The sequence below is a fragment of the Nonomuraea sp. NPDC004354 genome (assembly GCF_053602555.1).
Window position 1 is genome coordinate 841,627 of sequence record NZ_JBSGDV010000001.1, and the last position, 21,930, is coordinate 863,556.

A 21,930-nucleotide genomic window follows, 5' to 3' on the forward strand; every position below is an offset into this window, starting at 1 on the left:
GTCGGTCAGGAGGGCAGGGCATCGGCGGTGGGCACCACCACGCCGAACAGGTCACCGATCGTGGTCAGGGCGGCGGCGTGCAGGGCGGCGGCGGACAGCGGCGCGCCGCCGGGGCCGGAAAGCGGGCGGGTGGCGCAGGCGTCGGCGACGACAGTGGGACGGTAGCCCAGGTTGAACGCTCCCTGCGCGGTGAAGGTGACGCACATGTGAGTCATGAAGCCCGCCAGGATCAGGTCGGGTCCGGCGTTCAGGTCGGTCAGGACCTGGTGCAGGCCGGTCTGGTGGAAGGCGTCAGGGAACGTCTTGACCACCACCGGTTCGCCCTCGCGCGGCGCGACCTGTGGGCTGATGGCGCCGATCTCGGCCCGGATGTCGTAGGGAGTGCCGGGACCGCCGTCGTTGACGACGTGGACGACGCGGGATCCGGCGGCGCGGGCGCGCTCCAGCAGGCGGGCGCCGGCCGCAAGAGCCCGATCGGCGGCGGGCAGGGCCATGACGCCGGTGGTGTAGGTGTTCTGGTAGTCGATCAGGACGAGGGTCGCGTCGGCCAGGCGCACCGGGTCGGTGGGCAGGCCGATGACCTGACGGAGGGTGGGGGAGACGGTGGTGCTCATGGCGGGGTTTCCTCTCGGGGTTCGGGCAGGCTCACGCCGCCGTCGGGCGCGCGGTGAACGGGTGAACGGGATGAACGGGGGTCAGGCCACCGTGTGGAAACGGCGGCGGTAGGAGCCGGGGCCGGTGCCCAGGCGGCGCCGGAAGGCGCGGTGCAGGGTCTCCACCGAGCCGAGGCCGCTGTCGGCCGCGACCTGCGGCAACGGCAGGTCGGTGGTCTCCAGCAGCCGTCGCGCCACCTCCACGCGGGCGGACTCGATGTAGGCGGCGGGGGTGGTGCCGGTCTTCTGCCGGAACACGCGGGTGAACTGGCGTTGGCTCAGCCCCATCCGTGCCGCCAGTTCCGTCGTGGTGAGCTCCTCGGCGAGGTGCTCGCCGATCCACAGGCGCAGGTCGTCGATGTCGCGGCGGCCGGAGGCGGCGTGGGCCATGGGCACGCTGAACTGGCTTTGACCGCCCTGGCGTTTGAGGTACATGACCAGTTCGCGAGCCACCGCCAGAGCCGTCTCCTCGCCATGGTCCTCAGCCACCAGCGCGAGGGTCAGGTCCAGGCAGGCGCTGATGCCCGCGCCCGTCCACACCCGGCCGCTGGACCGTACGAAGATCGGATCGGGGTCGACGGTGACGTCCGGGTGGTCGGCGGCCAGTTGCGCGGCGGTGGACCAGTGGGTGGTGGCGGTCAGGCCGTCCAGCAGCCCCGCCGCGGCCAGGACGTGCGCGCCGACGCACACCGAGGCCACGCGGCGGGTGGAGGGAGCGATCCGCCGCACCCATGCCACCACCTCGGCGTCCGTCAGGGCGCGCGGCCCGTCAGGGGTGACGTCCACGGCGCCCGGGACCAGCAGGGTGTCCACCTCGTCGCCGACCTCGTCGAACCTCAGGTCCGCGACCAGTCGCACCCCGGCGGCCGTGGTGACCTGGCCGCCCTGGGGCCCGGCGAGCCGCACGTCGTACAGGGCGCGGCCACCGATCCGGTTGGCCAGGGCGAACACCTCGGCCGGGCCGGTGACGTCGAGCAGGTCGACGTTCGGGAAGAGCGCGATGACGACGCGGTGCGCGGTGGACATGAGCAGATTGTTACCGGCCCCTCCGAGTGGCCGCAACGACAGTTATCTGTCACATACGGACATCGCCGCAGCTCGTCGCTCGGGTCCGGCTCAGCGGCGGGAAGCGGCCGGGGAACGAGGCCGCTACCTGTCTGGGCGATGCCGATGATCGGCCGATGCGCAGGCCGCCTGGAGAGATGGCATCAGGTACTCCTCACCGGCCTGACCGGGCCCCCGCCGGGCTGACCTCCTGGGGGCGGGCGGGCCCGTCCGATCCGGCCGGGTATTCGAGAAGCGGGACCAGGTCCCTGGACCAGGCCGACATGACAGGTGCGAGGACCCGCCAGGACTCCTCGGCCTCGTCGCCGCGGATGGACAGGGCGGCGTTGCCGTGCAGGACGTCCAGCAGCAGCCGGCCGTAGGCGGGCAGATCGGGGGCCTCCAGCTGTGCGGTGAGGGTGAGCGGGGCAAGGGCATGGCCGCCGGGACCGACACCGGTCAGCGCGAGGGTCATGCTCTCCGGCTCCAGCCCGAAGCGCAGCACGTTGGGCGCGTGCTCGCTGTCGCCGAAGGGCAGGTGTGGTGCGGGCCGGAACCGTACCGCGACCTCTTTGCGGTCCTGTTCGAGCGCCTTGCCGGTGCGGAGCCGGAAGACCGTGCCGGACCAGCGCCAGCTTTCGAGTTCCAGCTCCACCTCGGCGAAGGTCTCGGTACCTCGCCGTGGGTCCACGCCCTCTTCCTCGGCGTAGGGCGGAACGTCACGGTCGCCGACGCGGCCGGCCAGGTAACGGGCGCGGCGGGTACGGTGCACGACGTCGTCGTCCGTGAGACGGCGTACCGAGCGCAGCACGTCGATCTTCCGGTCGCGCAGGTCACGCTCGCCGAGGCTGAGCGGTGGTTCCATGGCCACCAGGCACAGCACCTGGAGCAGGTGGTTCTGCAACATGTCCTTCAGCGCCCCTGCGCCGTCGTAGTAGCCCGCCCTGCCTTCCAGCGTCAGGGTCTCGTCCCAGACGATCTCCACCTCGGAGATGTGCGCGCTGTTCCAGATGGGCTCCAGCACACGGTTGGCCAGCCGACTGCCGAGCACGTTCTGGACGGTCGTCATGGCCAGGAAGTGGTCGACACGGAACACCGCCTGCTCCGGCACGACCTCCGACAGCAGCCGATTCAGCGCCACAGCGCTGTCCAGATCCTCGCCGAACGGCTTCTCCAGCACGATCCGGCTGCCCGGTGTCAGGCCCGCGCCGCGCAGAGCCGCCACCGTGCCAGGGAAGATCGCTGGAGGGAGGGCGAGGTAGACGGCCACGGGACCGTCGCCGGCGATGGCCGCAGCGACGTCGGTGACGTCGGTGGCGTCGGCCCGCAGGTAGCGGGCGGACTCCACGATCGCCTTCCTGGCGTCGGCGGGGGAGGAGAGGTCGTGCCGGCCGAGCTGGTCGGCCGCCCAGCGCCGGAACCCCTCGTCGGTCCAGTCCGCCCGGTCCACGCAGGTCAGCTGGAAGCCGTCGTCCAGGTGCCCGGCTGTCCGCAGGGCAGCCAGCGCCGGGAGCAGGTAGCGCGCGTTGAGGTCGCCGGTGGCGCCGAAGATGACGAGCCTGTTGATCACGTCATCATCCCTTCCTTCGCTCGTGCGAGGCGGACGCCGGCGGCGATGACGCCGATGTGGCTGAACGCCTGGGGGAAGTTCCCCATGAAGGTGCCCGTCGACGGGTCGATCTGCTCCGGCAGCAGCCCGAGCGGGCCGGCCCGGGCGCACAGTGACGCGTAGAGTTCCTCGGCCTGTTCGACACGGCCTTGCAGGACGAGGTTCTCGACCAGCCAGAAGCTGCACAGCACGAAGGCGCCCTCGTCGCCGGGCAGACCGTCGGGCGAGTTGTCGTGCAGGTAGCGGTAGAGCAGTCCGTCGCCGGCGGACAGACGCTCGGCGATGGCCGCGGTGGTGGCCGCCATCCGCGGGTGGTCGGCCGGGATGACCCTTCGCAGCGGGAGCGCGAGCAGGCTGGCGTCCAGCCCGCCGCTGCCGTCGAGGTGTTCGCCCAGGGACCGCACGTCCTCGTTCCAGGACTGGTCCAGGATGAGCTGACGCAGCTTGCCGGCCGTGGCGCGCCACGTCGTGACCTGGCCGGGCAGGCCGAGCCGCTCGCCGATCGACGCGGCCCGGTCCAGGGCCACTTGGCACATCCCGGCCGAGTAGGTGAAGACGCGGCCCGCGCTGCGTACCTCCCAGATGCCCTGGTCCGGCTGCCGCCACGCACTCACAGCGGCGTCGGCCAGCTCCGCCAGGCCGGTCCACAGCGCGGGCTGGATCTCACCCCCGGAGCGCAGCCACTGGTCGGCGCAGTCCAGCACCTCGCCGTAAACGTCGTGCTGGCGTTGATCAGCCGCGCCGTTACCCCATCGCACCGGAGCGGAACGCCGGTAGCCTTCCAGGTCGGCGTCCTGGATCTCCTCAGGTACGGGATCGCCGCAGAGGCTGTACATGATCCGCGGCCGGCGGCTCTGTTCGAAGGCGTCGAGGACCCAGCCGAGGAAGGCGTCGGCCTCGCCGTCGAAGCCGATGCGGCGCAGTGCGAACACGGCGAAGGCGGCATCCCGGATCCAGGTGTAGCGGTAGTCCCAGTTGCGTACGCCACCGATCGGCGCGGGCAACGAGGACGTGGGGGCGGCGACCAGCGAGCCGTTGACCCAGTCGTCGCACAGCTTGAGCGTGATCGCGGCGCGGCGGACCAGCGGCTCCTCCGGCCCGCTGTAGCGGCAGTTCCTCATCCACCGGCGCCACGCCTCGGCGGTCTCTCGCAGCATCGCCTCGGGGTCGAAGCGGTGGTGGCGGTGAATACGACCCCAGGACAGCACGAGATCAAGGCGATCGCCCTGTTCCAGGTCGTGGACGGTGTGCAGGCCGGTCAGGGGACGGTTGGAACGCAGATGCAGGCGCAGGTCCGGCCGCCGGGACGCCTGTACCTCCAGGCCGCTGCCCAGAAGCCGGGTCTGTGCGCCACCACGGGGCCGCAGCTCCGCCGACACGCGGACGGTCCCGTCCAGGACCTGGACGGAACGGACGAGCTCAGCCCGGCTCGCGCCCGCGTCGTCGCTGAGATCCGCGCCGGCACGCAGCGCCAGCGCGTCGGTGATCCGCACCGAACCGCTCGGGCCACGCAACTCGGTCACCAGCACCGCGGTGTCAGGTTCGTAGCGCTGCCGGGCCTCCCGCAGATCCTCCACCGTCAGCGTGAAGTGCCCACCTCGTGCGTGATCGAGCAGGCCGCACAGCAGTGGTTCGCTGTCGAAGCGGGGCAGGCAGAGCCACCGGATCGAGCCGTCCAGGCCGACCAGCGCCGTGGTCGTGCCGTCCCCGATGAGGCCGAGATCCTCCAGCGGCAGGTAGCCCTCCCGCCGGCGGATCGGGCGGAACGATGGATCGGGATCGAGCATGCCAGGTTCCTCTTTCGTCGTACGACGCGCCGTCGGAGGGCACCGCTGCTTGCGAGGGCGAAACGCCGCCCGGTCGCGGTCCTAGAAGGTGATCAGCACCTTCACGACATCCTCGAGTTTCTTGTCCGATACCTCGAAGGCCCGCTCCATCTCCTCGAAATCAAACGAATGGGTCGTCATGTGGGTTGGGTCGAGCCGTTTCGTCTGGAGGATTCGCAGCAGTCGCTCCATGCGCAGCCGGCCGCCTGGGCACAAGCCCGTCGTGATCGTCTTTTCGGCCATGCCGACTCCCCATTCGACACGGGGGATGCGCACGAATTCGCCTTCACCGTAATAGCCGGTGTTGGACACCGTCCCGCCGGGCTTGGTGACTTTGATCGCGGTCTGGAAGGTCGCGTCCGCGCCGAGGGCCTCGATGGCGGTGTCCACGCCCTGGCCCTGCGTCAGTTCGAGGATCCGCTCGACGACATCCTCTTGGGTGAAGTCCACGACTGCGTCCGCCCCGTAGGTTTGCGCGAGCTTCTTGCGGCGGGGGACCGATTCGACCCCGATGACGAGGCCGGCGCCGCAGAGCCTGGCTCCCGCGGTCGCCATGAGCCCGACCGGGCCCTGAGCGAGAACGGCCACCGTCCCGCCCAGCGGCAGATGGCCGTTCTCGACGCCCATGAATCCGGTCGAGAGCATGTCGGCGCAGTAGACCGCCATCTCGTCGGAAACCTCTCCGGGTATCTTCGCCATGTTGGCGTCGGCCTCGTTGACGTGGAAATACTCGGCGAAGACCCCGTCCTTGGAGTTGGCGAACTTGAACCCGCCGAGCGGTCCGCCGGACTGTGACGGATGCCCGTTCTGAGCGGCGAGATCGCCCCAGTCAGGGGTGATGGCGCCGACCAGGACACGATCGCCGGGCCGGAAGGTCCGCACCTCCTCTCCGACCTCGTGCACCACGCCGACCGCCTCGTGGCCGAGCGTCAGGTTCTCGCGGGGCCCGATGCCGCCCTTGACCGTGTGGGAATCCGACGTGCAGATCAGGGCGGTGGTCGTCCGTACGACGGCGTCCAGCGGGCCGGGCCGCGGTATGGGCTTGTCCATGAAGCCGACGCGTCCGATCTCCTTCATCACGAACGCCTTCATGGTTCCCCCGGTTCGTCCTGTCATGATCACTCCCCGAACGCCGCCGGCATCGTCCTGACACCCCGGCGACATGGCTGATATCTGGCCTTCCCCTGCCAGGGGGGCGGAAGCGGGGCTCCAGCAAGGACTAGTCCTTATGTGGACAAAAGACCCATGACGGACGGATCGCGCAAGGGTGCCCACGATCTCGCGGCGTACGGCCCCTGATCGGTGCCGCCGACCCTCCTTAAGTCGCTGATTTCCGGACTTTGGTCGCCGATCGGGGCATGCGCCGGACAACGCGCCTCGGCTGGCGGTATCTACAGATGACGTGAAAGCCGGTAAAGACCCAGAGGCCACCGTCGTCGCCGATTCCGCCCTGATCGTGATGCTGGTCTGCGTCGCCGGTGGCGCCGTCCTCGGCTGGGTGGTGAAGCTGCTCGCGCGATGGCTGGTGTCCCTGCCCTGGGCGCCGTTCCAGGGCCCGGCCAAGCTGCTCAACTCGTTCCCGGAACCGGGGCTCACCGTCGGCGTCGTCGCCGTGGGCGCCCTGGCGGGCCTGCTGCTGGGCCTCACCGCCCTGCACGAATCCCTGACGGTCACCGTCTCCGACACCCAGGTGACGCTCTCCACCAGGGACGAGACCCAGGTGGTCGAGCGGGGTGACATCGCCCTGGCGTTCAAGGACGGCAAGCAACTCGTCCTGCTCGGCCACCACGGCGGGGAGGCCGCGAGGGAAGAGACCGACCTGAGCGCGAAACGCCTGTCCAGGGCCTTCACCAAGCACGGGTACGGCTGGGCGGACGCGGACCCGCACGACGACGCCTACCGGCTCTGGGTGCCCGGCGCCTCTGGCCTCCCCGACGGGGCGAACGCCGTCCTCGCCGCCCGGGCCAAGGCGCTGAAGGCGGACAAGGGCGGCGACGCCCGGGAGCTGCGCAAGGAACTGGCCAGATTCGGCGTCGTCGTGAGAGACAGGGACAAACGACAGTATTGGCGCATGTGATCTCCGACCGATGGGCGGCACCTGGGCCGCGGAACTCCTAGGGCGCCGGCGCGGTCGTGCGGGTGCCGGGGGTGCCAGCGGTGCCGGGGGCGGAGGTGCCGGAGGTGCCGGAGGTGCCGGGGGTGCGGGATGCCGGGTGTGAGGGTGCCGGGGGTGTCGTGGGCAGGCGCCGGATTCAGCGGTCGATTGCGGAAAGAACCTTTCCGCAGTGCCGTCTAGCTTGGGCTTCATGACGCACGACGTGACCGGCATCCGGCCCTTCCGCATCGAGATCCCGCAGGGCGACCTGGACGACCTGCGCGACCGGCTGGCCCGCACCCGCTGGCCCAGCCGCCTGCCGGGCGCCGAGTGGAGCCGCGGGGTGCCCGTGCCGTACCTCAAGGACCTGGTGGAGTGCTGGGCGGGGGAATACGACTGGCGCGCCCAGGAAGCGAAGCTGAACCGGTTCCCGCAGTTCACCACCGAGATCGACGGGCAGACCGTTCACTTCTTCCACGTCCGGTCCGCCGACCCTGACGCGCTCCCGCTGCTCATCACGCACAGCTGGCCGAACTCGATCGCCGAGTTCACGAACCTCCTCGGCCCACTGTCGGAGACCTTCCACGTGGTGGCCCCCTCGCTGCCCGGGTTCGGGTTCTCCCCGTTCCCCGAGCCCGCGGACGAGCGGCCCTGGAGCATCGAGCGGGTCGCCCGCACGTGGGCGGAGCTGATGAGCAGGCTGGGCTACGAGCGCTACGGCGTCCACGGCAACGACGCGGGCGCGCTGGTCTCGCCGCAGCTCGGCGCGCTGGCCCCGGAGCGGGTGGTCGGGGTGCACATCACCGGCGGCGTCGGCATGCCGACCGGCGACCCGGCCGAACTCGAGGGGCTGTCGGAGGAGGAGCGGGCCAGCGTGGAATGGCTGGCCGGCATGCTGAGCGGCGCGGGAGGCAGCGGCTACGCGCCTTACCTGGCCGCGCGGCCGCAGACGCTCAGCTTCGGCTGGGCGGACTCGCCGGTCGCCCAGCTGGCCTACCTGGTGGAGAGGTTCAAGGAGTTCGACGGCTGGCCCGACGGGGCGGCGCCCCGGGAGCCCATCGACCGCGACCTGGTGCTCACCAACGCGAGCCTGTACTGGCTGACGGGCACCGGCGGGTCGTCGTCGTGGACCTACTACGAGGGCGCGGCGGGCATGCCGATCGACCAGAACGTGGTGCCGACGGGCGTCTCCCACGGCGGCCCGTCGGCCTTCCGCCGGATCGCCGAGCGCGGGAACGACATCGTGCACTGGGAGGACCACGAGCACCCCAGTCACATGCTGGCGATGGCGGCCCCCGATCCGCTGGCGGCCGACATCCGGACGTTCTTCGCGGGCCTCGACGGGCACGTGGCCTAGCCCGGCCGTACGGTCGGCCGCCCTCGGGGCGCCCATTGACGCAACCAGTCGATTGCTATAGTGTCGCAACTGTTCGGTTGCTACTTGTGGGAGGGTCTCATGGGTTTTCCTGATCGCATCGAGCGGACCCTGGAGGTCGCTCACCCGCCGAGCAAGGTCTGGGCGGCGCTCACCACGGCCGAGGGTCTCGGCTCCTGGTTCGGCGACGAGGCGACGATCGACCTGAGTCCGGGCGGGCCGGCCCAGCTGAGGTGGGCCGGCGGAGCCACGGTCGACCTGCGCGTGGAACGGGTGGAGGAGCCGACGGTCTTCGGCTTCACCTGGCACATCCACGGGCTGCCCGAGGACGATCCGCGCCGTACCTATGTCGAGTTCACGCTCGAACCGGTCGGCGCGGGCACGCGGCTGACGGTGGTCGAGACCGGTTTCGCCCAGCTGCCCGAGGACGCCTACCGCAAGGCGTACGACTCCAACACCCACGGGTGGGCGAGCGAGCTGGGTGAGCTTGTCGAATACCTCGATGCCGCCTGACGTCGAGGCGGTCGCCGAACAGGTCTTCATCGCCCTGGCCGACCCGAGCCGGCGCGCCATCCTGGCCGCGCTGGCCTCAGGAGGGCCGGCCACGGCCACCGACCTGGCCGATCGGCTGCCGATCACGCGGCAGGCGATCGCCAAGCACCTGGCCCTGCTGGCCGAGGTGGGTCTGGTCACGGCCGAGCCAGGGGAGCGGCGCCGGGTGCGCTACCGGCTTCGCTCCGCGCCGATGCAGGTGGCCCAGCAGTTCCTGGCCGCGCTGGCGCGCGACTGGGACAGCCCGCTGGAGGCGTTGAAGGACCACCTCGACCGGGACGCCGGCGGGCCCGCCACAGCCCCATCCCGCGAAAGGGGACAGCAGGCCTGATCACGGGCTCCGGGTGACGGAGGCCGTTCCCTGGGAAGGTTTCCCTGGCTCGGCTTCTCCATCGACAGCAGCCCGCAGGGCTTGATCACCACCGGCGCGGGCGGCCCGAGAGCCGCGACCGCCCGCGCCTGCCCGCCGAAGAGGCGGCGGCCCGTCAGGGGCGGTGAAAGCGGCTCGCGTGCTCGGCCCGTGAGAGTGGGCCCGAACCAGAAGGAGGAGAGCACGATGAAGACCCCACCGATCGTCACGCCGCAGGAGTGGGAGGCAGCGCGACAGCAGCTGCTCGTGAAGGAGAAGGAGATGACCCGCGCCCGGGACGCGCTGGCCGCGGAGCGGCGGCGGATGCCGTGGCTGGCGGTGGAGAAGGAGTACACCTTCGAAGGGCCCGGGGGCAGGGCGAGCCTGCTCGACCTGTTCGAGGGCCGTCGCCAGCTGATCGTCTACCGCGCCTTCTTCGAGCCCGGCGTGTTCGGCTGGCCCGACCACGCCTGCCGCGGCTGCTCCCTGGTGGCCGACCAGGTCGCCCACCTCGCGCATCTGAACGCCCGCGACACCACGCTCGTCTTCGCCTCGCGCGCGCCGCAGCAGGACATCGAACGGGTGAAGGCGCGGATGGGCTGGACGATGCCCTGGTACACCATGACCGACGCGTTCGACGCCGACTTCGGCGTGGACGAATGGCATGGCACGAACGCGTTCATCCGCGACGGCGACGGCGTGTTCCGTACCTACTTCATCAACAACCGCGGGGACGAGGCGCTGGGCAGCACCTGGAGCTACCTCGACATGACCGCGCTCGGGCGGCAGGAGGAGTGGGAGGACTCACCCGAGGGCTACCCGCAGAGCCGGCCGTACGAGTGGTGGAACTGGCACGACGAGTACGACGACGCAGGGCCGGCGCAGGGATGGCTGGACAAGATCGCCGCGGCCACCGGCACCGGCGACGACGGCAAGGACAACCCCGGTTCCACCGGCCCTGGCTCCACCGACCCCGGTTCCACCGGCTCCCGGCCGCGGCCCAGCGTCGCGAAGGGCGAGGGCACGACGGGATCCAGCGGGTCGGCGGGGTGCTGCTGTCCGGAATGAGCGGCCAGGGCCGGGCGGCGATGTCCCGCTGTCGTCGACCGCTCCGGCGCCGTGGCCGACGCCGAAGAGACCGTGTCGGCGCAGGGGCTACGCCCGGCCGCGCGTCGACCGCCGGTGTGAAGCGACATGACGGTGCGGCCGCCGAAGCCCGCCTTCCGCGGCACCCGAGACGACCTGTTACGTTACGTCTCCTGTGACCGGGTCGGCGGAGGGCTGCCCATGAGGAGACAACACGCGCGCATCCCGTTACCGGACGGCAGCTCGCTGGCCGCGACGGTGGCACTGCCGGAGGGGCCGGCACCGGCGGCCGGATGGCCGGGGGCGGTGGTCGTGCACGAGGCCTACGGCGTCGAACCGGACATGCTGGATGTCGTGGACCTGTTCGCCGCCCATGGGTACGCGGCCGTCCTGCCGGATCTGTACAGCCACGGGAGCAGGATCGGGTGCCTGACCCGGGCCATGCACCAGCTCGCGACCGGCAGGCCGGGCCGTCCGGCCGCCGACATCGACGCGACCCGGCAATGGCTGGCCGGCCACGACGGCGTCGACGGCGACCGGCTCGGTGTGATCGGGTTCTGCATGGGCGGCGGGTTCGCCCTCGCGTACGCGGCGAGCGCGCCGCCCGGTGTGCGTGCCGTGTCGGTGAACTACGGCGTGGTTCCCCGCGACCAGGAACAGCTGCGGTCGGTGTGTCCGGTCGTGGGCTCCTACGGTGGCCGTGACCTGGGCTTCCGGTCGCAGGGCGCGCGGCTGCAGGAGCACATGCGGGCGCTCGGCATCGAGCACGACGTCGAGATCTACCCGAGCGCCGGTCACTCGTTCATGACCGACGGCCATCACCCGGTGGCGAAACTGGCGGCCTTCCCGCTGCGTCACGGCCTCGTCCGCCCGGCGGCCGACGACGCGTGGCAGCGCACCTTCGCCTTCTTCGACACCTACGTCGCCGACCACCGGTAGGACCAGCCGGCCGTACCGAGCGGACAGGCCGGTCCCGCCCGCTCGGTCCTGACGAAGCCGGGTCCTAGCCTCTGACCTGGACCTCGGCCAGGGACAGCGGGTTGGACGGCGAGGCGAGCTGGATCCTGACGTACCTGCCTCTGGTGCCCTCGGGCAGCTTGATCTTGCTCGGCGACCCGGCCTGGGCGCTGACGTGCACGGCGGTCACGCCGGGCGCGGTGCGGGCCTGGTCCAGGTCGTCGGTGGTGAACGGCTGGTCGGAGGCCATCACCCAGAAGTCCTTCAGCCGGTCGGCGCAGCAGTCGAGCCGGTTCCAGATGTCCACGCTGTCGAGCGCGGCCGAGGCGCCGAGATCGACCTGCCACCAGGCCTGCTTCTCCGGCTCGGCGGTGTGCGTCGTCGTTCCGGCGCCCCAGTTGCCGTCGGTGTCGCCGTCGACGGCCCGGGAGGCCGGGGCGTCGTAGCCGGTGCTCTTCTGCGTGGCCGGTTTGCCGAGCGAGAGGTTGGGCCGGTTGACCGTCAGGGGCAGGGTGGTGGTGGTCTCCAAGCGTCCGGTGCGCTGGCGCAGCTCAAGCGGGTACTCCCCGGGAGGGGTTCCCGCCGGGGCACTCACGCTGATCGGCACGGTCACGCTTTCGCCGGGGCCGAGCGGGCGCACGCCGGTCGCCCCGAGCGTGGCCGTCCAGCCCCGCGGCGCGGTGAGGGAGAGCGCGGTGGCAGGGGCGTGCCGCTTGCCGGGGTTGGTGACCGTGAGCTCACCGGTGATCGTCTGATCGGCGGCGATCTCCTTGGCCAGGCTGGAGGAAGTGCGCAGCAGGCTGCGCACGCCCGGCGTCTCGATCTTGAAGACGTAGGCGTGCTTCCCGGTCTGCTCCGGCGTGTCCACCACGACGCGGCCCCGCTCGTCGCGGCTCCACGACAGGGGCGCGCCGGAGCCGAGCATGGTGATGCGGGTGCTGTGGTTCACCGGCAGGTCGGCGCCCAGTGTGAGCTGCTCGCCCGGCCAGGTCAGCGCCGTGGCGTACAGGGTGCCGTCCTTCACCGTGTAGCGGACGTCGTCGGGGCCGCCCTTCTCCTCGGCCCGGTTCCAGTACGTGGTGCCGTAGATCGCCTCGCCGTTGGCCTTGAGCCAGGCCCCGATGTCCAGCAGCCGCTGCCGCTGGATCTCGGGGATCGTGCCGTCGGCCTTCGGGCCGATGTCGAGCAGCAGGTTGCCGTTCTTGCTGACGATGTCCACGAGCGAGTCCACGAGCTGGTCGGAGGTCAGGTGGTCCTCCTCCGGCTCGTTCTGGTTGTAGCCGTAGGAGTGCGCGATGCCGCGGCTGGACTCCCACTTGACCGGGTCGATGTCCGGTTTGACGGTGTACTCAGGGGTCTGGAAGTCCAGCTCGGGGCTGTCGAGGTTGCCGCTCTGAATCTTGCACCGGTTGGCGACCGCGACTTCCTTGCCGCTCTTGACCGCCTTGTTGTAGTAGTCGGCCAGCACCCCCGCGGTGTTCCAGTAGGAGGCCGGCTTCTCCCACTGGCCGTCGCACCAGATGATGTCGGGGTCGTAGCCGTCGATGAGCTCGCGCATCTGCGGGAGCATGTAGTCCTTGACGTAGTCGACCCCGCTCGGCGCTCCGGTGTAGGGAATCGCCGCGCCCGTGTAGGGGTTGGTCGCCGGCCGTCCGGTGTAGGCGGGGTTGTACCACTCGTAGAGCGAGTAGTAGAAGCCGGCCTTCAGCTTGGCCTCGTCCTTGCGCGCCGCGTCGAACAGCTCCTTGGCCAGATCGCGGCCCGGCCCGAGGTCGACGCTGTCACGCCCGCTGACCTTGCTGTCCCACAGGGCCATGCCCTCGTGGTGCTTGGAGGTGAGGACGAAGTACTTGGCGCCGGCGTCCTTGAACAGCTTGATCCAGTCGGCCGCGTCGAACTTCTCCGCCTTCCACTGCCGCAGGAAGGTGTCGTAGTCGAAGTCCTGGCCGTAGGTGGCCTTGTGGTGGGCGTTCGTCGCGCTCCCGCGCGCGTTCATGTAGTTCCAGTACCACTCGGCGTAGCTGCCGCGCGGTCCCCACGCGGGCACCGAGTAGGCGCCCCAGTGGATGAAGATGCCGAACTTGTCGTCATTGAACCATCGGGGCACCGGGTGGCTGTTCAGTGACTCCACCGTGGGCTCGTACGCGGGCGGCGTGTCAGCGGCGACCGGCTGCGTGACGCACATAGGTCCGATGAGAAGGAGGCTGATGGCAGGAGCTAAGCGGAGTTTTCGCCTCATGTGGGGGGCTCCAGACGTTGATTGATCGGATGAAAAGTAACCTCCGTGTTATCGCCTTCACAAGGGGGTCAGGTCAAAACGAGAGTCGTCCCACGACGGGAGGCCCCGGTGCATGACGGCGAGCCCTGGCGGTCGTTGCTCGCGCCGCTGGCGCCGCGAGCGGGCCGTCTGCTCCCTGCGTTCCAGGACCTCGCGCCTTGCAGGCGAGCGGGTCGTGCTCAGCGGCGGGCGCAGGCTCGCCCCGGGACGGATCAGCCGTCAGGGCGCCACCCTGGTCGCCGACATCGGCAAGGGCCTCGCCCTCGACGAACTCTTCCTGGACGTCAAGCGGCCGGCGCCGGCTTGGTTACCGAACGCCCAAAGTCGCGGTGCGGTCGCTTGGGCGCCGGAGCCGGTTACCGCCCTGGTGGTGAATGCGGTCGGGCTGATGGTCCTGCCGGAGGTGATGAGTTCGGGCGGTCTGCGGAGGGTGTCGCCCACCGCGGCGGGACGTCATTTCGCGGTTGCATGAGTGCATCGCCGGGTCGCTTGACGATGATCGCCAGGGCGTATCCGATCGGTTGATCTGCGGCCCAGGCGATGAGGGCATGGAGGTCTCACGCGCCAGGTGAGCTTTCCAGGGGGCTCCCTGGTGCTGAGCAGCCGTCGCAGGACCGTGGTAGACGCCCTGCGTGCACAGGCCCAAGATCGTGCTGACATCCGCCAGACCCCCGCCTTCAACGCTCTCTAGCCATAGGGTCCGGGATCGCCGCAGGTCAGAGGCTTCATTGCTACCGGGACCCCAAGAGGCCTGCCTGTATCCGGCCGTCCGCGATCTTTGCCCGACGGCGACCAGTCCCCCGCCGGCGGCCAGTTCATGACCACCAGCGGGGACACGCACCCGCCTTCGACAAGGATGAAAAGGGTTTGCTCACGAAAAACCTTTGGATCGACTCCACCTAAGGCTTTTTTTCCAGGCTTCGTTGACAAACATGACAACGTCACCGTCACTCGATATGGAGCACTTCTCCCAGCCGTCGAAGCCTTCGGTAAGGTGCGTATCCCACTTTTCGAGTGTGCTCGCGCCGACTATGGCAACGGACTCCTGCGGGGGTTCGCCGTCAAAACAATAGGTTCCCCAGTTGGCAACAGCCGCAACCGTTCCCGCCTTGGCCTCCAATTCGATGCCCTGACACGGGTGTTCCTTCGTTCGATAAAGCAAGACGGGCCTGGTCCATCCGCCATCTGTTGGATCGAAGTGTTGCTCCATGAGACCCTTGTCGGCGGCATAAAACATCGCCACCCGCCGACCGTCGGCGAGCTCTGTCTGTGCGTTATAAGAGCTGGCATCTGTGTCGCTCCAGTCGCTCTTCTGCAATTCGAAGGAGTAGGCCGAGCGCTTCGCACGAGGCGCGGTGATCGTGGGCTGAGGAGACATGCCTCCAGTCCTGGCGCCCGGGGACGTAGGGGAGCCGCTTGCGACGACGAGGTCCCGCTGTCCGCAGCCCGCCGCGACAGCGATTACCGCGGCAACGCTCAAGGGGGCCATGCCTCTCATGAATTCATGCATTCCATCTCCATGCCCGCTGTGAGGCCACGCCTGTCTTGGACAACGGTTCGACAAGGCCATAAACCTACCGTCATTGGGCGCATAACATCATGCCCAAGCATGAGGGAACGGATGCCGCCGCCCTGGCCCTCCTGGCGCGAGTGTTGGCTCCGACCGCCGCTCGCCGCCTCTTCCAGTGGTACCTGTCACCCCCACGAGGCAGGATTCATATCCCAGGTTGCCTCTTGGGTGAGTAACGGCATCGCCGGGCTGTTCACCGCGGAGCCGCAGGGCGAGGTGCGTCCCGGCGGGCAGCAGGTCAACCTGCCCGGTAGCCGAGCGTCCGCTTCCACCGCGGCGGCGAAACAGCCGCCGCCGGGCAAGCGTGTCAGGGACCCTCACCGGGATGGTCAACGCCTGGTATGCCACCGTCGATGCGCCGATGCACGGCTACGACCGGAGAGGCCGTCGAACCAACATCGGCGACTACAACGACCGCGGTGCCGTCACGAACGCGCTCGCTTCGCTGGGCTGTTGCCGATTCTCCACGAACTGGCCGGCAGATGGCCTGCCCTTGCCTGTCAAATGGTTGACCATGCCGGATTCCATTCATACCGTCCGATTCATGACCTCTGCTGCCGATGGCCAGCGCGAGGCGATCCTGCAGATTGCGACCCGCATGTTCGCGGCTCTCGGATATGACGGGACTTCCCTTCAGCAGATAGCGGAGGCCGCCGGATTCGACGTCGCCAAGGTGACCTCCCTGTTGGGGAGCAAGCGGGACCTCTACCTGACCATCATGGAACGTGCCCACGAGGCTGATCGCGCTGCGATCGAGGCGGTCATGGCCCGATTCACTCCGCTGTCCCCCGCCGACGCCCCCAAGATGATCCATGCGCTGGCCGACAGCTATCTGGACTTCTGCCAAGCCAACCCGCAGATCCCCGCACTCTGGGCGCACCGCAGCCTCTTCGACGCCCAGGACGTCACCGACCTCGAGCGTCGCTACGTCTGGCCGCTGCACGCCCAGATCCACAAGAGCATCCAGCCCGCCCTCGAGGCAGGACACATCGACGACGCTCCCGACTTCAGATACGTCCTCTGGACGATGGTCTGGTGCGTCGAAGGCTTCTGCTGCGGCGACGTACTCGACGACGAGGGCAACCGCCTCGGCCCCGATGATCGGAAAGCCTCCATCGACTTCCGCAGGTACCTCCACCTCCTGCTCGACCGTCTGCTCATCCCGCCGCAGAAGACCCCCTGACGCAGGCCGAAGCTGGAGACCATTCAAGGACGCGGTCCACTGCGGGGCATGATGAGTCGATGCGACGTCCGGTTCAGCAAGCAAGCCGATCGGCGCGTGCGGCGAGCCTCTCCAAGACGATGACGGCGTACATCGTGCTCAAGCAGGTATGCCAGCCGACATGGTCGAGGTCACCCCGCGAGGACGTCCGGTACGCGGCGCAGGGCCGAGCCTCGATCGCGAACCTGCGCTCGGGAGACCGCTCCACAGTCGAGGACCTGCCGTACGCGATGCTGCTCGCCTCCAGCGCGGATGCCGACCACGCGCTGGCCCGCACGTACGGCTCCGGGATCGGCGGGTTCGCGGCGAAGGTGAACGTCATCGTGGGGCGTCATCGCAGTCCGTGAACCGCTTGGTGCTTTCTGGCCGGACCGGCGTGTCAGGCGAGCCGGAGGCCGGCCGGTCGGGTCATCGACGCGATCAGGGCCTGGACGAGGCGCATGATCAGCGCCTCCAGGAGCATGAAGGCGGCCTTGGCAAGCAGGGAAGCCAAGAAATCAGACACTTGCTACCTCACATGGAGAAAGACACTGTTATAGGCATATTTCGCTATAAATTTCCGTGTTCGGGTGTCGTTCGGATGACGGTCAGGTGAACTGTCCAGAACGTTTCCGCCCCAGGCTTTCGATCACCGTGGCCAGCAGCACCGCGAGCGCCGCGCACCCGAGCCCGATGCCCCAGCCGAGCGGCCCGACCGGCCGGTTCCCGAAGAACTGGCTGAGGCCGGGGACTGAGACGATCACACCCAGCGCCGCCAGCGACGACACCGAGGCCAGCACCACCACCCGGTCTCTGCTGCCCAGCGCCAGCGTCTGCAGCAACTGGGCGCCGACCAGGGCCACCAGCCCGACCGTGTCCGCGCGGCCACGGGTGCCGGTCATGCGGGCGAGGATCCAGGCCGCGGTCGCCGCCGCGGCCGTGGTGGCCGCGCGCAGGTAGATGTCCCGCGTCAGCGCGGCGCCGAGCGACGCCTCGGGCCCCTCCGCCAGCAGCGCCTCCGGACTGGCGGCGCCGGGCGGCCGGACGGCCACCGCCATCGCCGGCAGCATGTCGGTGAGCAGGTTGACCAGCAGCAACTGGCGGGCGTTCAGCGCGCTGCGCCTGGTGAGCAGGCTCGAGCCGAGGGTGAAAGCGATCTCTCCGATGTTGCCGCCGAGCAGGATGCCCAGCGCGTCGCGGACGGAGCCCCACATGGCCCTGCCCTCGACGATCGCGTCGATGATCGTCTCGATCCGGTCGTCGATCACGACGATGTCGGCGGCGGCCCTGGCGGCGGGAGTCGCACGGGGTCCGAGGGCGACACCGACGTCGGCGAGCCGGATGGCCGGCACGTCGTTGGCGCCGTCGCCGGTGACGGCCACCACCCTTCCCGCCCGGCGCAGGCTGGTCACGATCCGCGCCTTGTGCTCGGGGGTGACCCGGGCGAAGACCGCCACGTCCGGCAGCGCCGCGCCCAGGGCCGCGTCGTCCAGGCCGTCGAGCTCGGGGCCGGTCAGGACGCGCCCGCCGTTCAGGGCGTTGATCTCGGCGGCGATCGCCTCGGCCGTGCTGGGATGGTCACCGGTGATCATGACCACGCGGACGCCCGCCCGCATCAGTCCTTCCACGCTGCGCTTGGCCGTCGGCCGCACGGGGTCGGCCAGACCGAGGAAACCCAGGAAGGAAAGGCGTTCGATGCGGGACTCGTCGAGGTCGGCGCGGCTGGAGGCCGGCCGTTCGGCGACCGCGAGCACGCGGTAGCCCTGCAGCGCGAGCCGGTCCACCTCCTTCTCCAGCGCCCGCCTGGCCGCCGGGTCCAACGGGACCCGCCGGCCCCCGCGGACGAGGTCGGCACAGCGGGTGAGCACGACCTCGGGAGCGCCTTTGACGCTCAGCAGATGACCGGACTCCGACAGGCCGAGGACCGCGTGGTAGCCGCGCCCCGGTTCGAAGGGCAGTTCGTCGACCCGCTCCCAGCGCGCCAGCCCGTTCCGCGCGGTGACCCCCAGCCGGGCGGCCCCCTCGACCACGGCCCGGTCCGTGGGATGGGGAATGGCCCGCCCGCCGCCGAACCGCGGTCCCGCGCGCAGCGCCGCGGCGACGATCTCCCTCAGCGCCGGCGTCGCCGCCTCCAGTGCCTCCTCGGACCACCCGTTCGACACCCTGCGCAGGCTGATGTGCCCCTCGGTCAGGGTTCCCGTCTTGTCGAAGCAGAGCACGTCGACCCGGCCCAGCGCCTCGATCGTCGACGGGTTGCGGACGAGCGTGTTGCGCGCCGACAGCCGCTTGGCCGAGGCCAGCTCGGCCACGGTGGCGACGAACGGCAGCCCCTCGGGGACCGCGGCCACCATCATGCTCACCGCGGGCGCCACCGCCTGCGCCAGCCGCGAGCCGCGGACCATCTCGACGACCATCAGGACCACCCCGGAGCCGACCGCGGCGGGCAGGATCCTGCTGCTCAGCTCGCGAAGCCGCAGCTCCACCCCGCTGTCCGGCGGCCGCTCGCGGGCCAGTCTGGCGGTCCTGCCCGCCTCGGTCGCCTCGCCGGTGGCCACGACCACGGCGAGGCCATGGCCGGCCGCGACGGTCGTCCCCTGGTACACCATCGAGGCACGGTCCGCGACGGCGCGCGCCGCGGTCGGCGCCGCCGTCTTGGCGACGAGCTGCGATTCGCCGGTGAGGACCGACTCGTCCAGCTCGAGGCCGGTCTCCTGGATGAGCCTGCAGTCGGCGGGTACGGCGTCGCCGGCCCGCAGCTCGATCACGTCCCCCGGCACCAGGTCGTCGGCGACGCCCGTCATGCCGCCGCCGGGCCGGCGCAGCCGTACCCGCACGGCGGTGGCCTCGGTGAGGCGGCGCAGCGCCCGGTCGGCGCCCTGCCGCTGGGCGCCGCCGATGAGCGCGTCGACGACCATCACGCCGCCGATGAGCACGCTGTCCAGCGCCGAGCCGACGACGGCCGACAGGCCGGCGCCCGCGGCCAGGACCGGAGTCAGCGGGTTGGCCAGCTCGTGCAGCGACGCGCCCACCAGGGACGTCGGGCCGGCCGCCTGCCGTCGCGGCGCCTTCCGGCGGCGCCGGGCCGCCTCCGCCTCGGTCAGGCCGCCGGGCGAGGTGCGCAGCCGGGCCAGCACGTCGCGCACCGCCATGGCGTGCCAGGGCGTGTGGTCGGCCTGGATCGGCGGCAGCCGGCGCTCCATGTGACGTCCCGCCCACTCCCCGACGACCAGCGCGGCCAGGGAGGTACAGTCGCGCACCAGGTGGGCCTGCCGGACGGCGACCGGCTGCGGCACCAGGAACGCCAGTCCCGCCCCCGCGACGGCTCCCGCGGCGGCCACCCGCACGCTTCGCGTGCTCGCCTTCCTGGCGTACGGCAGGCACTGGAGCAGCAGGTGCACCCCGTCGAGCTCGCCGATCACGTCCGCGTCCCAGGGGACCCGCCGCGGCCGTCCGAGCACCCCGATGCCCAGGTCGGCCTGGCTCAGGCCGCGGCGCGCGCGCTGGGACACCACGGCCACGGCGTGCCCCTCGAGCTGGAGCGCGCGGACCGAGGCGGCCAGCCGGGACCCGCCGGCGACGGTCCGCTCCACACCGAGCCGGCGGGCGAAGCCCGTGTCCCCGCCCGCCAGGACCACCTCGCAGACGCCGTCCGGCGCCGCGACCACGGCTTCGGCCAGCGGGTGCAACTCCCTGGCCAGGCCGACCAGGGCCCGCGGGACCTCACGCTCGGCCACCACGACGGCCCGGATCCCCTGCTCGCGCCACTCAGCCAGGCGGGCGGGCCCGACGGCCGCCGCGACCGGCCCCTCCGCCTCCTCGTACGGCACGGCGGTCCACCCGTCGTGCTCGCACCTGGCCGCGGGATCGGTCAGGTCGAGCAGGGTGTAGAGCCTGGCGTGCAGGTCGTCCGTGTCCACGTCCTGGGCGAGCGGGACGACGCTGTCGACCGTCCAGGCGCCGGAGGCGAGCACGTCGGCGTCCAGGACGACCGTGTCGATGCGATCCATGCGGTGCAGCGCGTGGCGATCCAGCACGATCGTGTCGCGTCCCGCCAGGGCACGCAGGGCGGCGCTGGTGAAGGCGTCCCTGCCGAGGCGCGCGGCCTTGGGCGCCCCGGTGATGAGCACGGACAGTCCCCGCTGGTGGTCCTGGCTGATGGCCGTGGTCACGCTGTGCGCCACCACCGAGGCCGCGCTGGCCGCGTCGGCGTAGCGCTCGACGGGCCCGTGGGGGAGCGGAACCGGGCGGGCGGTCGCCGCTGTCCTGAGATGGCGGTAGGCGCCCTGCTCGGCGGCGAACCCCTCCTCGCGCAGCGCCCAGGCCCGAAGCCCGGCCCGCGCGTCGACGTAGCGGCCCGCCGCGGCGACGGCGTCGACCAGCAGCGACAGGGGCCGCCCGGCCAGCGTCTGGGAGACGACCCTGGTCGCGGTCAGCACCGTGTCCACGGCGTGCTTGCCGAGGCGCTGCTCCAGCTCGTGGCGGATCCGCGGGGTGTCCTCGGCCAGCGCCAGGAAGGGCGGCACCGCCGCGTGCAGCCTCGGCAGGCGCGCGGCCTGGCCGGCCAGCGCCACTCCGGCTCCGACGAGGTGCAGGCCGAGGCTGACCGCGGCGCGGGCCTGCTGTTCGACGCCGTCGAGCACGCGGGTGGCCGCCGGCCCCTCCTCCGCGCTGTCGTCAGCGCTCTCATCCACGCTGCCGTCCGCACTGCCGTCCACGCTGCCGTCCACGCTGCCGTCCGCACTGCCGTCCGCCGTCTTGTCCGCGGTCGTGCCAGGGGTCCGCCCGTCCGTGTCGAGCTCTTCCACCAGCGCCAGGAGCTTGTCCATGTCGACCGTGGTGATGTCGCACCCGACGAACACGCAGCCGAGCGCCCCGTTCACCTCGGCGCGCCCGGCGCCCACCGCGCGCAGCCGCTCCTCGAGGGCGCGCGCGAACCGCTCGCTTCCCGGCCCGCCGACGCGCCGCAACTCGATGCGGACCCCGCCCGCGCACGGCTGTACCCGGCGAGGTCGTGGAATGAAGCCGCGCACCGGTTCGGGGACCAGGTCGAGCAGCGTGTCAACCGAGGGCAGGCCGAGCCATGCCATACACCCTCCCGGCAACGGTTCGTCGAGCCGCGAGAGCGCGCGGCTCGCTGGGATCACGGGGCAACGGAGCTCACCCCGGATGTGCGCGAGCGGGGAGTGCCGGGATGACGGCCATCGGTTCCTCCTCCCCCTCCCCGGCGCGGGGCCGGGGGCGAGCACACGCCGTGATGCTCCACATCTCCCTTTCGCTTACATACCTACCCATTCCAGTCATAGGTGACGTACAGCACGTTTGGTTGCTTCAAGCC

General features: G+C 70.7%; 17 protein-coding genes. 9 read left to right on the forward strand and 8 right to left on the reverse strand.

Going from position 1 to position 21,930, the window contains the following annotated elements:
* Window positions 1–5 precede the first annotated feature (5 nt).
* The 5 genes from ACWENQ_RS03905 to ACWENQ_RS03925 all read right to left on the reverse strand — a co-directional run bounded on the left by ACWENQ_RS03905 (window position 6) and on the right by ACWENQ_RS03925 (window position 6,224).
* Entirely contained in the window at window positions 6–614 is a 609-nt protein-coding gene (locus ACWENQ_RS03905) for a cysteine hydrolase family protein (RefSeq protein WP_452412814.1), read from the reverse strand.
* 81 nt (window positions 615–695) lie between these two features.
* Window positions 696–1,679 carry a GlxA family transcriptional regulator gene (locus ACWENQ_RS03910; protein WP_452412815.1) on the reverse strand — a complete coding sequence of 328 codons (984 nt, stop codon included), beginning with the start codon at window positions 1,677–1,679 and terminating at the stop codon, window positions 696–698.
* Window positions 1,680–1,872: 193 nt separating this feature from the next.
* Window positions 1,873–3,267 (reverse strand): glucose-6-phosphate dehydrogenase, encoded by a 1,395-nt coding sequence (locus tag ACWENQ_RS03915; RefSeq protein ID WP_452412816.1) that lies wholly within the window; start codon window positions 3,265–3,267, stop codon window positions 1,873–1,875.
* Window positions 3,264–5,093, reverse strand: a complete 1,830-nt coding sequence (locus ACWENQ_RS03920) for a glycoside hydrolase family 15 protein (RefSeq protein ID WP_452412817.1) — start codon at window positions 5,091–5,093, stop codon at window positions 3,264–3,266. The genes ACWENQ_RS03915 and ACWENQ_RS03920 overlap by 4 nt, the downstream gene beginning before the upstream one ends.
* 81 nt (window positions 5,094–5,174) lie before the next feature.
* Window positions 5,175–6,224 (reverse strand): NAD(P)-dependent alcohol dehydrogenase, encoded by a 1,050-nt coding sequence (locus ACWENQ_RS03925; RefSeq protein ID WP_449916489.1) that lies wholly within the window; start codon window positions 6,222–6,224, stop codon window positions 5,175–5,177.
* Between the two features lie 310 nt (window positions 6,225–6,534).
* On the opposite strand from ACWENQ_RS03925, the gene ACWENQ_RS03930 reads away from it, so the two are divergent.
* From ACWENQ_RS03930 to ACWENQ_RS03955, 6 genes are all read left to right on the forward strand, one after another.
* Window positions 6,535–7,209 carry a YqeB family protein gene (locus ACWENQ_RS03930; RefSeq protein ID WP_449916487.1) on the forward strand — a complete coding sequence of 225 codons (675 nt, stop codon included), beginning with the start codon at window positions 6,535–6,537 and terminating at the stop codon, window positions 7,207–7,209.
* A 229-nt stretch (window positions 7,210–7,438) separates the two neighbouring features.
* Window positions 7,439–8,584 carry an epoxide hydrolase family protein gene (locus ACWENQ_RS03935; RefSeq protein ID WP_452412818.1) on the forward strand — a complete coding sequence of 382 codons (1,146 nt, stop codon included), beginning with the start codon at window positions 7,439–7,441 and terminating at the stop codon, window positions 8,582–8,584.
* 99 nt (window positions 8,585–8,683) lie between these two features.
* Window positions 8,684–9,115, forward strand: a complete 432-nt coding sequence (locus ACWENQ_RS03940) for an SRPBCC domain-containing protein (RefSeq protein WP_354913142.1) — start codon at window positions 8,684–8,686, stop codon at window positions 9,113–9,115.
* Complete coding sequence (locus tag ACWENQ_RS03945) at window positions 9,105–9,485, forward strand: ArsR/SmtB family transcription factor (RefSeq protein ID WP_452412819.1); 381 nt, start codon at window positions 9,105–9,107, stop codon at window positions 9,483–9,485. Before ACWENQ_RS03940 ends, ACWENQ_RS03945 begins: the two co-directional genes overlap by 11 nt.
* Before the next feature lie 225 nt (window positions 9,486–9,710).
* A complete protein-coding gene (locus ACWENQ_RS03950; protein WP_452412820.1) occupies window positions 9,711–10,571 on the forward strand; it encodes a DUF899 domain-containing protein in 861 nt (286 codons plus the stop codon).
* Window positions 10,572–10,790: 219 nt separating this feature from the next.
* Window positions 10,791–11,528, forward strand: a complete 738-nt coding sequence (locus ACWENQ_RS03955; protein ID WP_449916477.1) for a dienelactone hydrolase family protein — start codon at window positions 10,791–10,793, stop codon at window positions 11,526–11,528.
* Between the two features lie 64 nt (window positions 11,529–11,592).
* On the opposite strand, the gene ACWENQ_RS03960 is transcribed toward ACWENQ_RS03955, so the two are convergent.
* Window positions 11,593–13,731 (reverse strand): alpha-L-fucosidase, encoded by a 2,139-nt coding sequence (locus ACWENQ_RS03960; RefSeq protein WP_449916475.1) that lies wholly within the window; start codon window positions 13,729–13,731, stop codon window positions 11,593–11,595.
* Window positions 13,732–13,999: 268 nt separating this feature from the next.
* Between ACWENQ_RS03960 and ACWENQ_RS03965 the strand changes: the two genes are divergently transcribed.
* Complete coding sequence (locus tag ACWENQ_RS03965; protein WP_452412821.1) at window positions 14,000–14,296, forward strand: hypothetical protein; 297 nt, start codon at window positions 14,000–14,002, stop codon at window positions 14,294–14,296.
* Between the two features lie 399 nt (window positions 14,297–14,695).
* Here ACWENQ_RS03965 and ACWENQ_RS03970 read toward each other — a convergent pair whose 3' ends face one another.
* Complete coding sequence (locus ACWENQ_RS03970) at window positions 14,696–15,334, reverse strand: hypothetical protein (protein WP_452412822.1); 639 nt, start codon at window positions 15,332–15,334, stop codon at window positions 14,696–14,698.
* Between the two features lie 385 nt (window positions 15,335–15,719).
* On the opposite strand from ACWENQ_RS03970, the gene ACWENQ_RS03975 reads away from it, so the two are divergent.
* Together ACWENQ_RS03975 and ACWENQ_RS03980 are read left to right on the forward strand one after the other, a co-directional pair.
* Window positions 15,720–16,577 (forward strand): TetR/AcrR family transcriptional regulator, encoded by an 858-nt coding sequence (locus ACWENQ_RS03975; RefSeq protein ID WP_452412823.1) that lies wholly within the window; start codon window positions 15,720–15,722, stop codon window positions 16,575–16,577.
* A gap of 59 nt (window positions 16,578–16,636) precedes the next feature.
* Entirely contained in the window at window positions 16,637–16,963 is a 327-nt protein-coding gene (locus tag ACWENQ_RS03980; protein WP_452412824.1) for a hypothetical protein, read from the forward strand.
* Window positions 16,964–17,203: 240 nt separating this feature from the next.
* Here ACWENQ_RS03980 and ACWENQ_RS03985 read toward each other — a convergent pair whose 3' ends face one another.
* Window positions 17,204–21,682, reverse strand: coding sequence for an HAD-IC family P-type ATPase (locus ACWENQ_RS03985; protein ID WP_452412825.1), 4,479 nt, complete (start codon window positions 21,680–21,682; stop codon window positions 17,204–17,206).
* Window positions 21,683–21,930 lie beyond the last annotated feature (248 nt).

Excerpts from the sequence above, each read along its gene's own strand:
- ACWENQ_RS03905 (WP_452412814.1), bottom strand. The coding sequence starts at position 614 with ATGAGCACCACCGTCTCCCCCACCCTCCGTCAGGTCATCGGCCTGCCC.
- ACWENQ_RS03940 (WP_354913142.1), top strand. The coding sequence starts at position 8,684 with ATGGGTTTTCCTGATCGCATCGAGCGGACCCTGGAGGTCGCTCACCCG.
- ACWENQ_RS03945 (WP_452412819.1), top strand. The coding sequence starts at position 9,105 with ATGCCGCCTGACGTCGAGGCGGTCGCCGAACAGGTCTTCATCGCCCTG.
- ACWENQ_RS03955 (WP_449916477.1), top strand. The coding sequence starts at position 10,791 with ATGAGGAGACAACACGCGCGCATCCCGTTACCGGACGGCAGCTCGCTG.
- ACWENQ_RS03920 (WP_452412817.1), bottom strand. The coding sequence starts at position 5,093 with ATGCTCGATCCCGATCCATCGTTCCGCCCGATCCGCCGGCGGGAGGGC.
- ACWENQ_RS03985 (WP_452412825.1), bottom strand. The coding sequence starts at position 21,682 with ATGGCATGGCTCGGCCTGCCCTCGGTTGACACGCTGCTCGACCTGGTC.
- ACWENQ_RS03950 (WP_452412820.1), top strand. The coding sequence starts at position 9,711 with ATGAAGACCCCACCGATCGTCACGCCGCAGGAGTGGGAGGCAGCGCGA.
- ACWENQ_RS03980 (WP_452412824.1), top strand. The coding sequence starts at position 16,637 with ATGCGACGTCCGGTTCAGCAAGCAAGCCGATCGGCGCGTGCGGCGAGC.
- ACWENQ_RS03960 (WP_449916475.1), bottom strand. The coding sequence starts at position 13,731 with ATGTGCGTCACGCAGCCGGTCGCCGCTGACACGCCGCCCGCGTACGAG.
- ACWENQ_RS03910 (WP_452412815.1), bottom strand. The coding sequence starts at position 1,679 with ATGTCCACCGCGCACCGCGTCGTCATCGCGCTCTTCCCGAACGTCGAC.
- ACWENQ_RS03935 (WP_452412818.1), top strand. The coding sequence starts at position 7,439 with ATGACGCACGACGTGACCGGCATCCGGCCCTTCCGCATCGAGATCCCG.
- ACWENQ_RS03975 (WP_452412823.1), top strand. The coding sequence starts at position 15,720 with ATGGTCAACGCCTGGTATGCCACCGTCGATGCGCCGATGCACGGCTAC.
- ACWENQ_RS03970 (WP_452412822.1), bottom strand. The coding sequence starts at position 15,334 with ATGCATGAATTCATGAGAGGCATGGCCCCCTTGAGCGTTGCCGCGGTA.
- ACWENQ_RS03925 (WP_449916489.1), bottom strand. The coding sequence starts at position 6,224 with ATGAAGGCGTTCGTGATGAAGGAGATCGGACGCGTCGGCTTCATGGAC.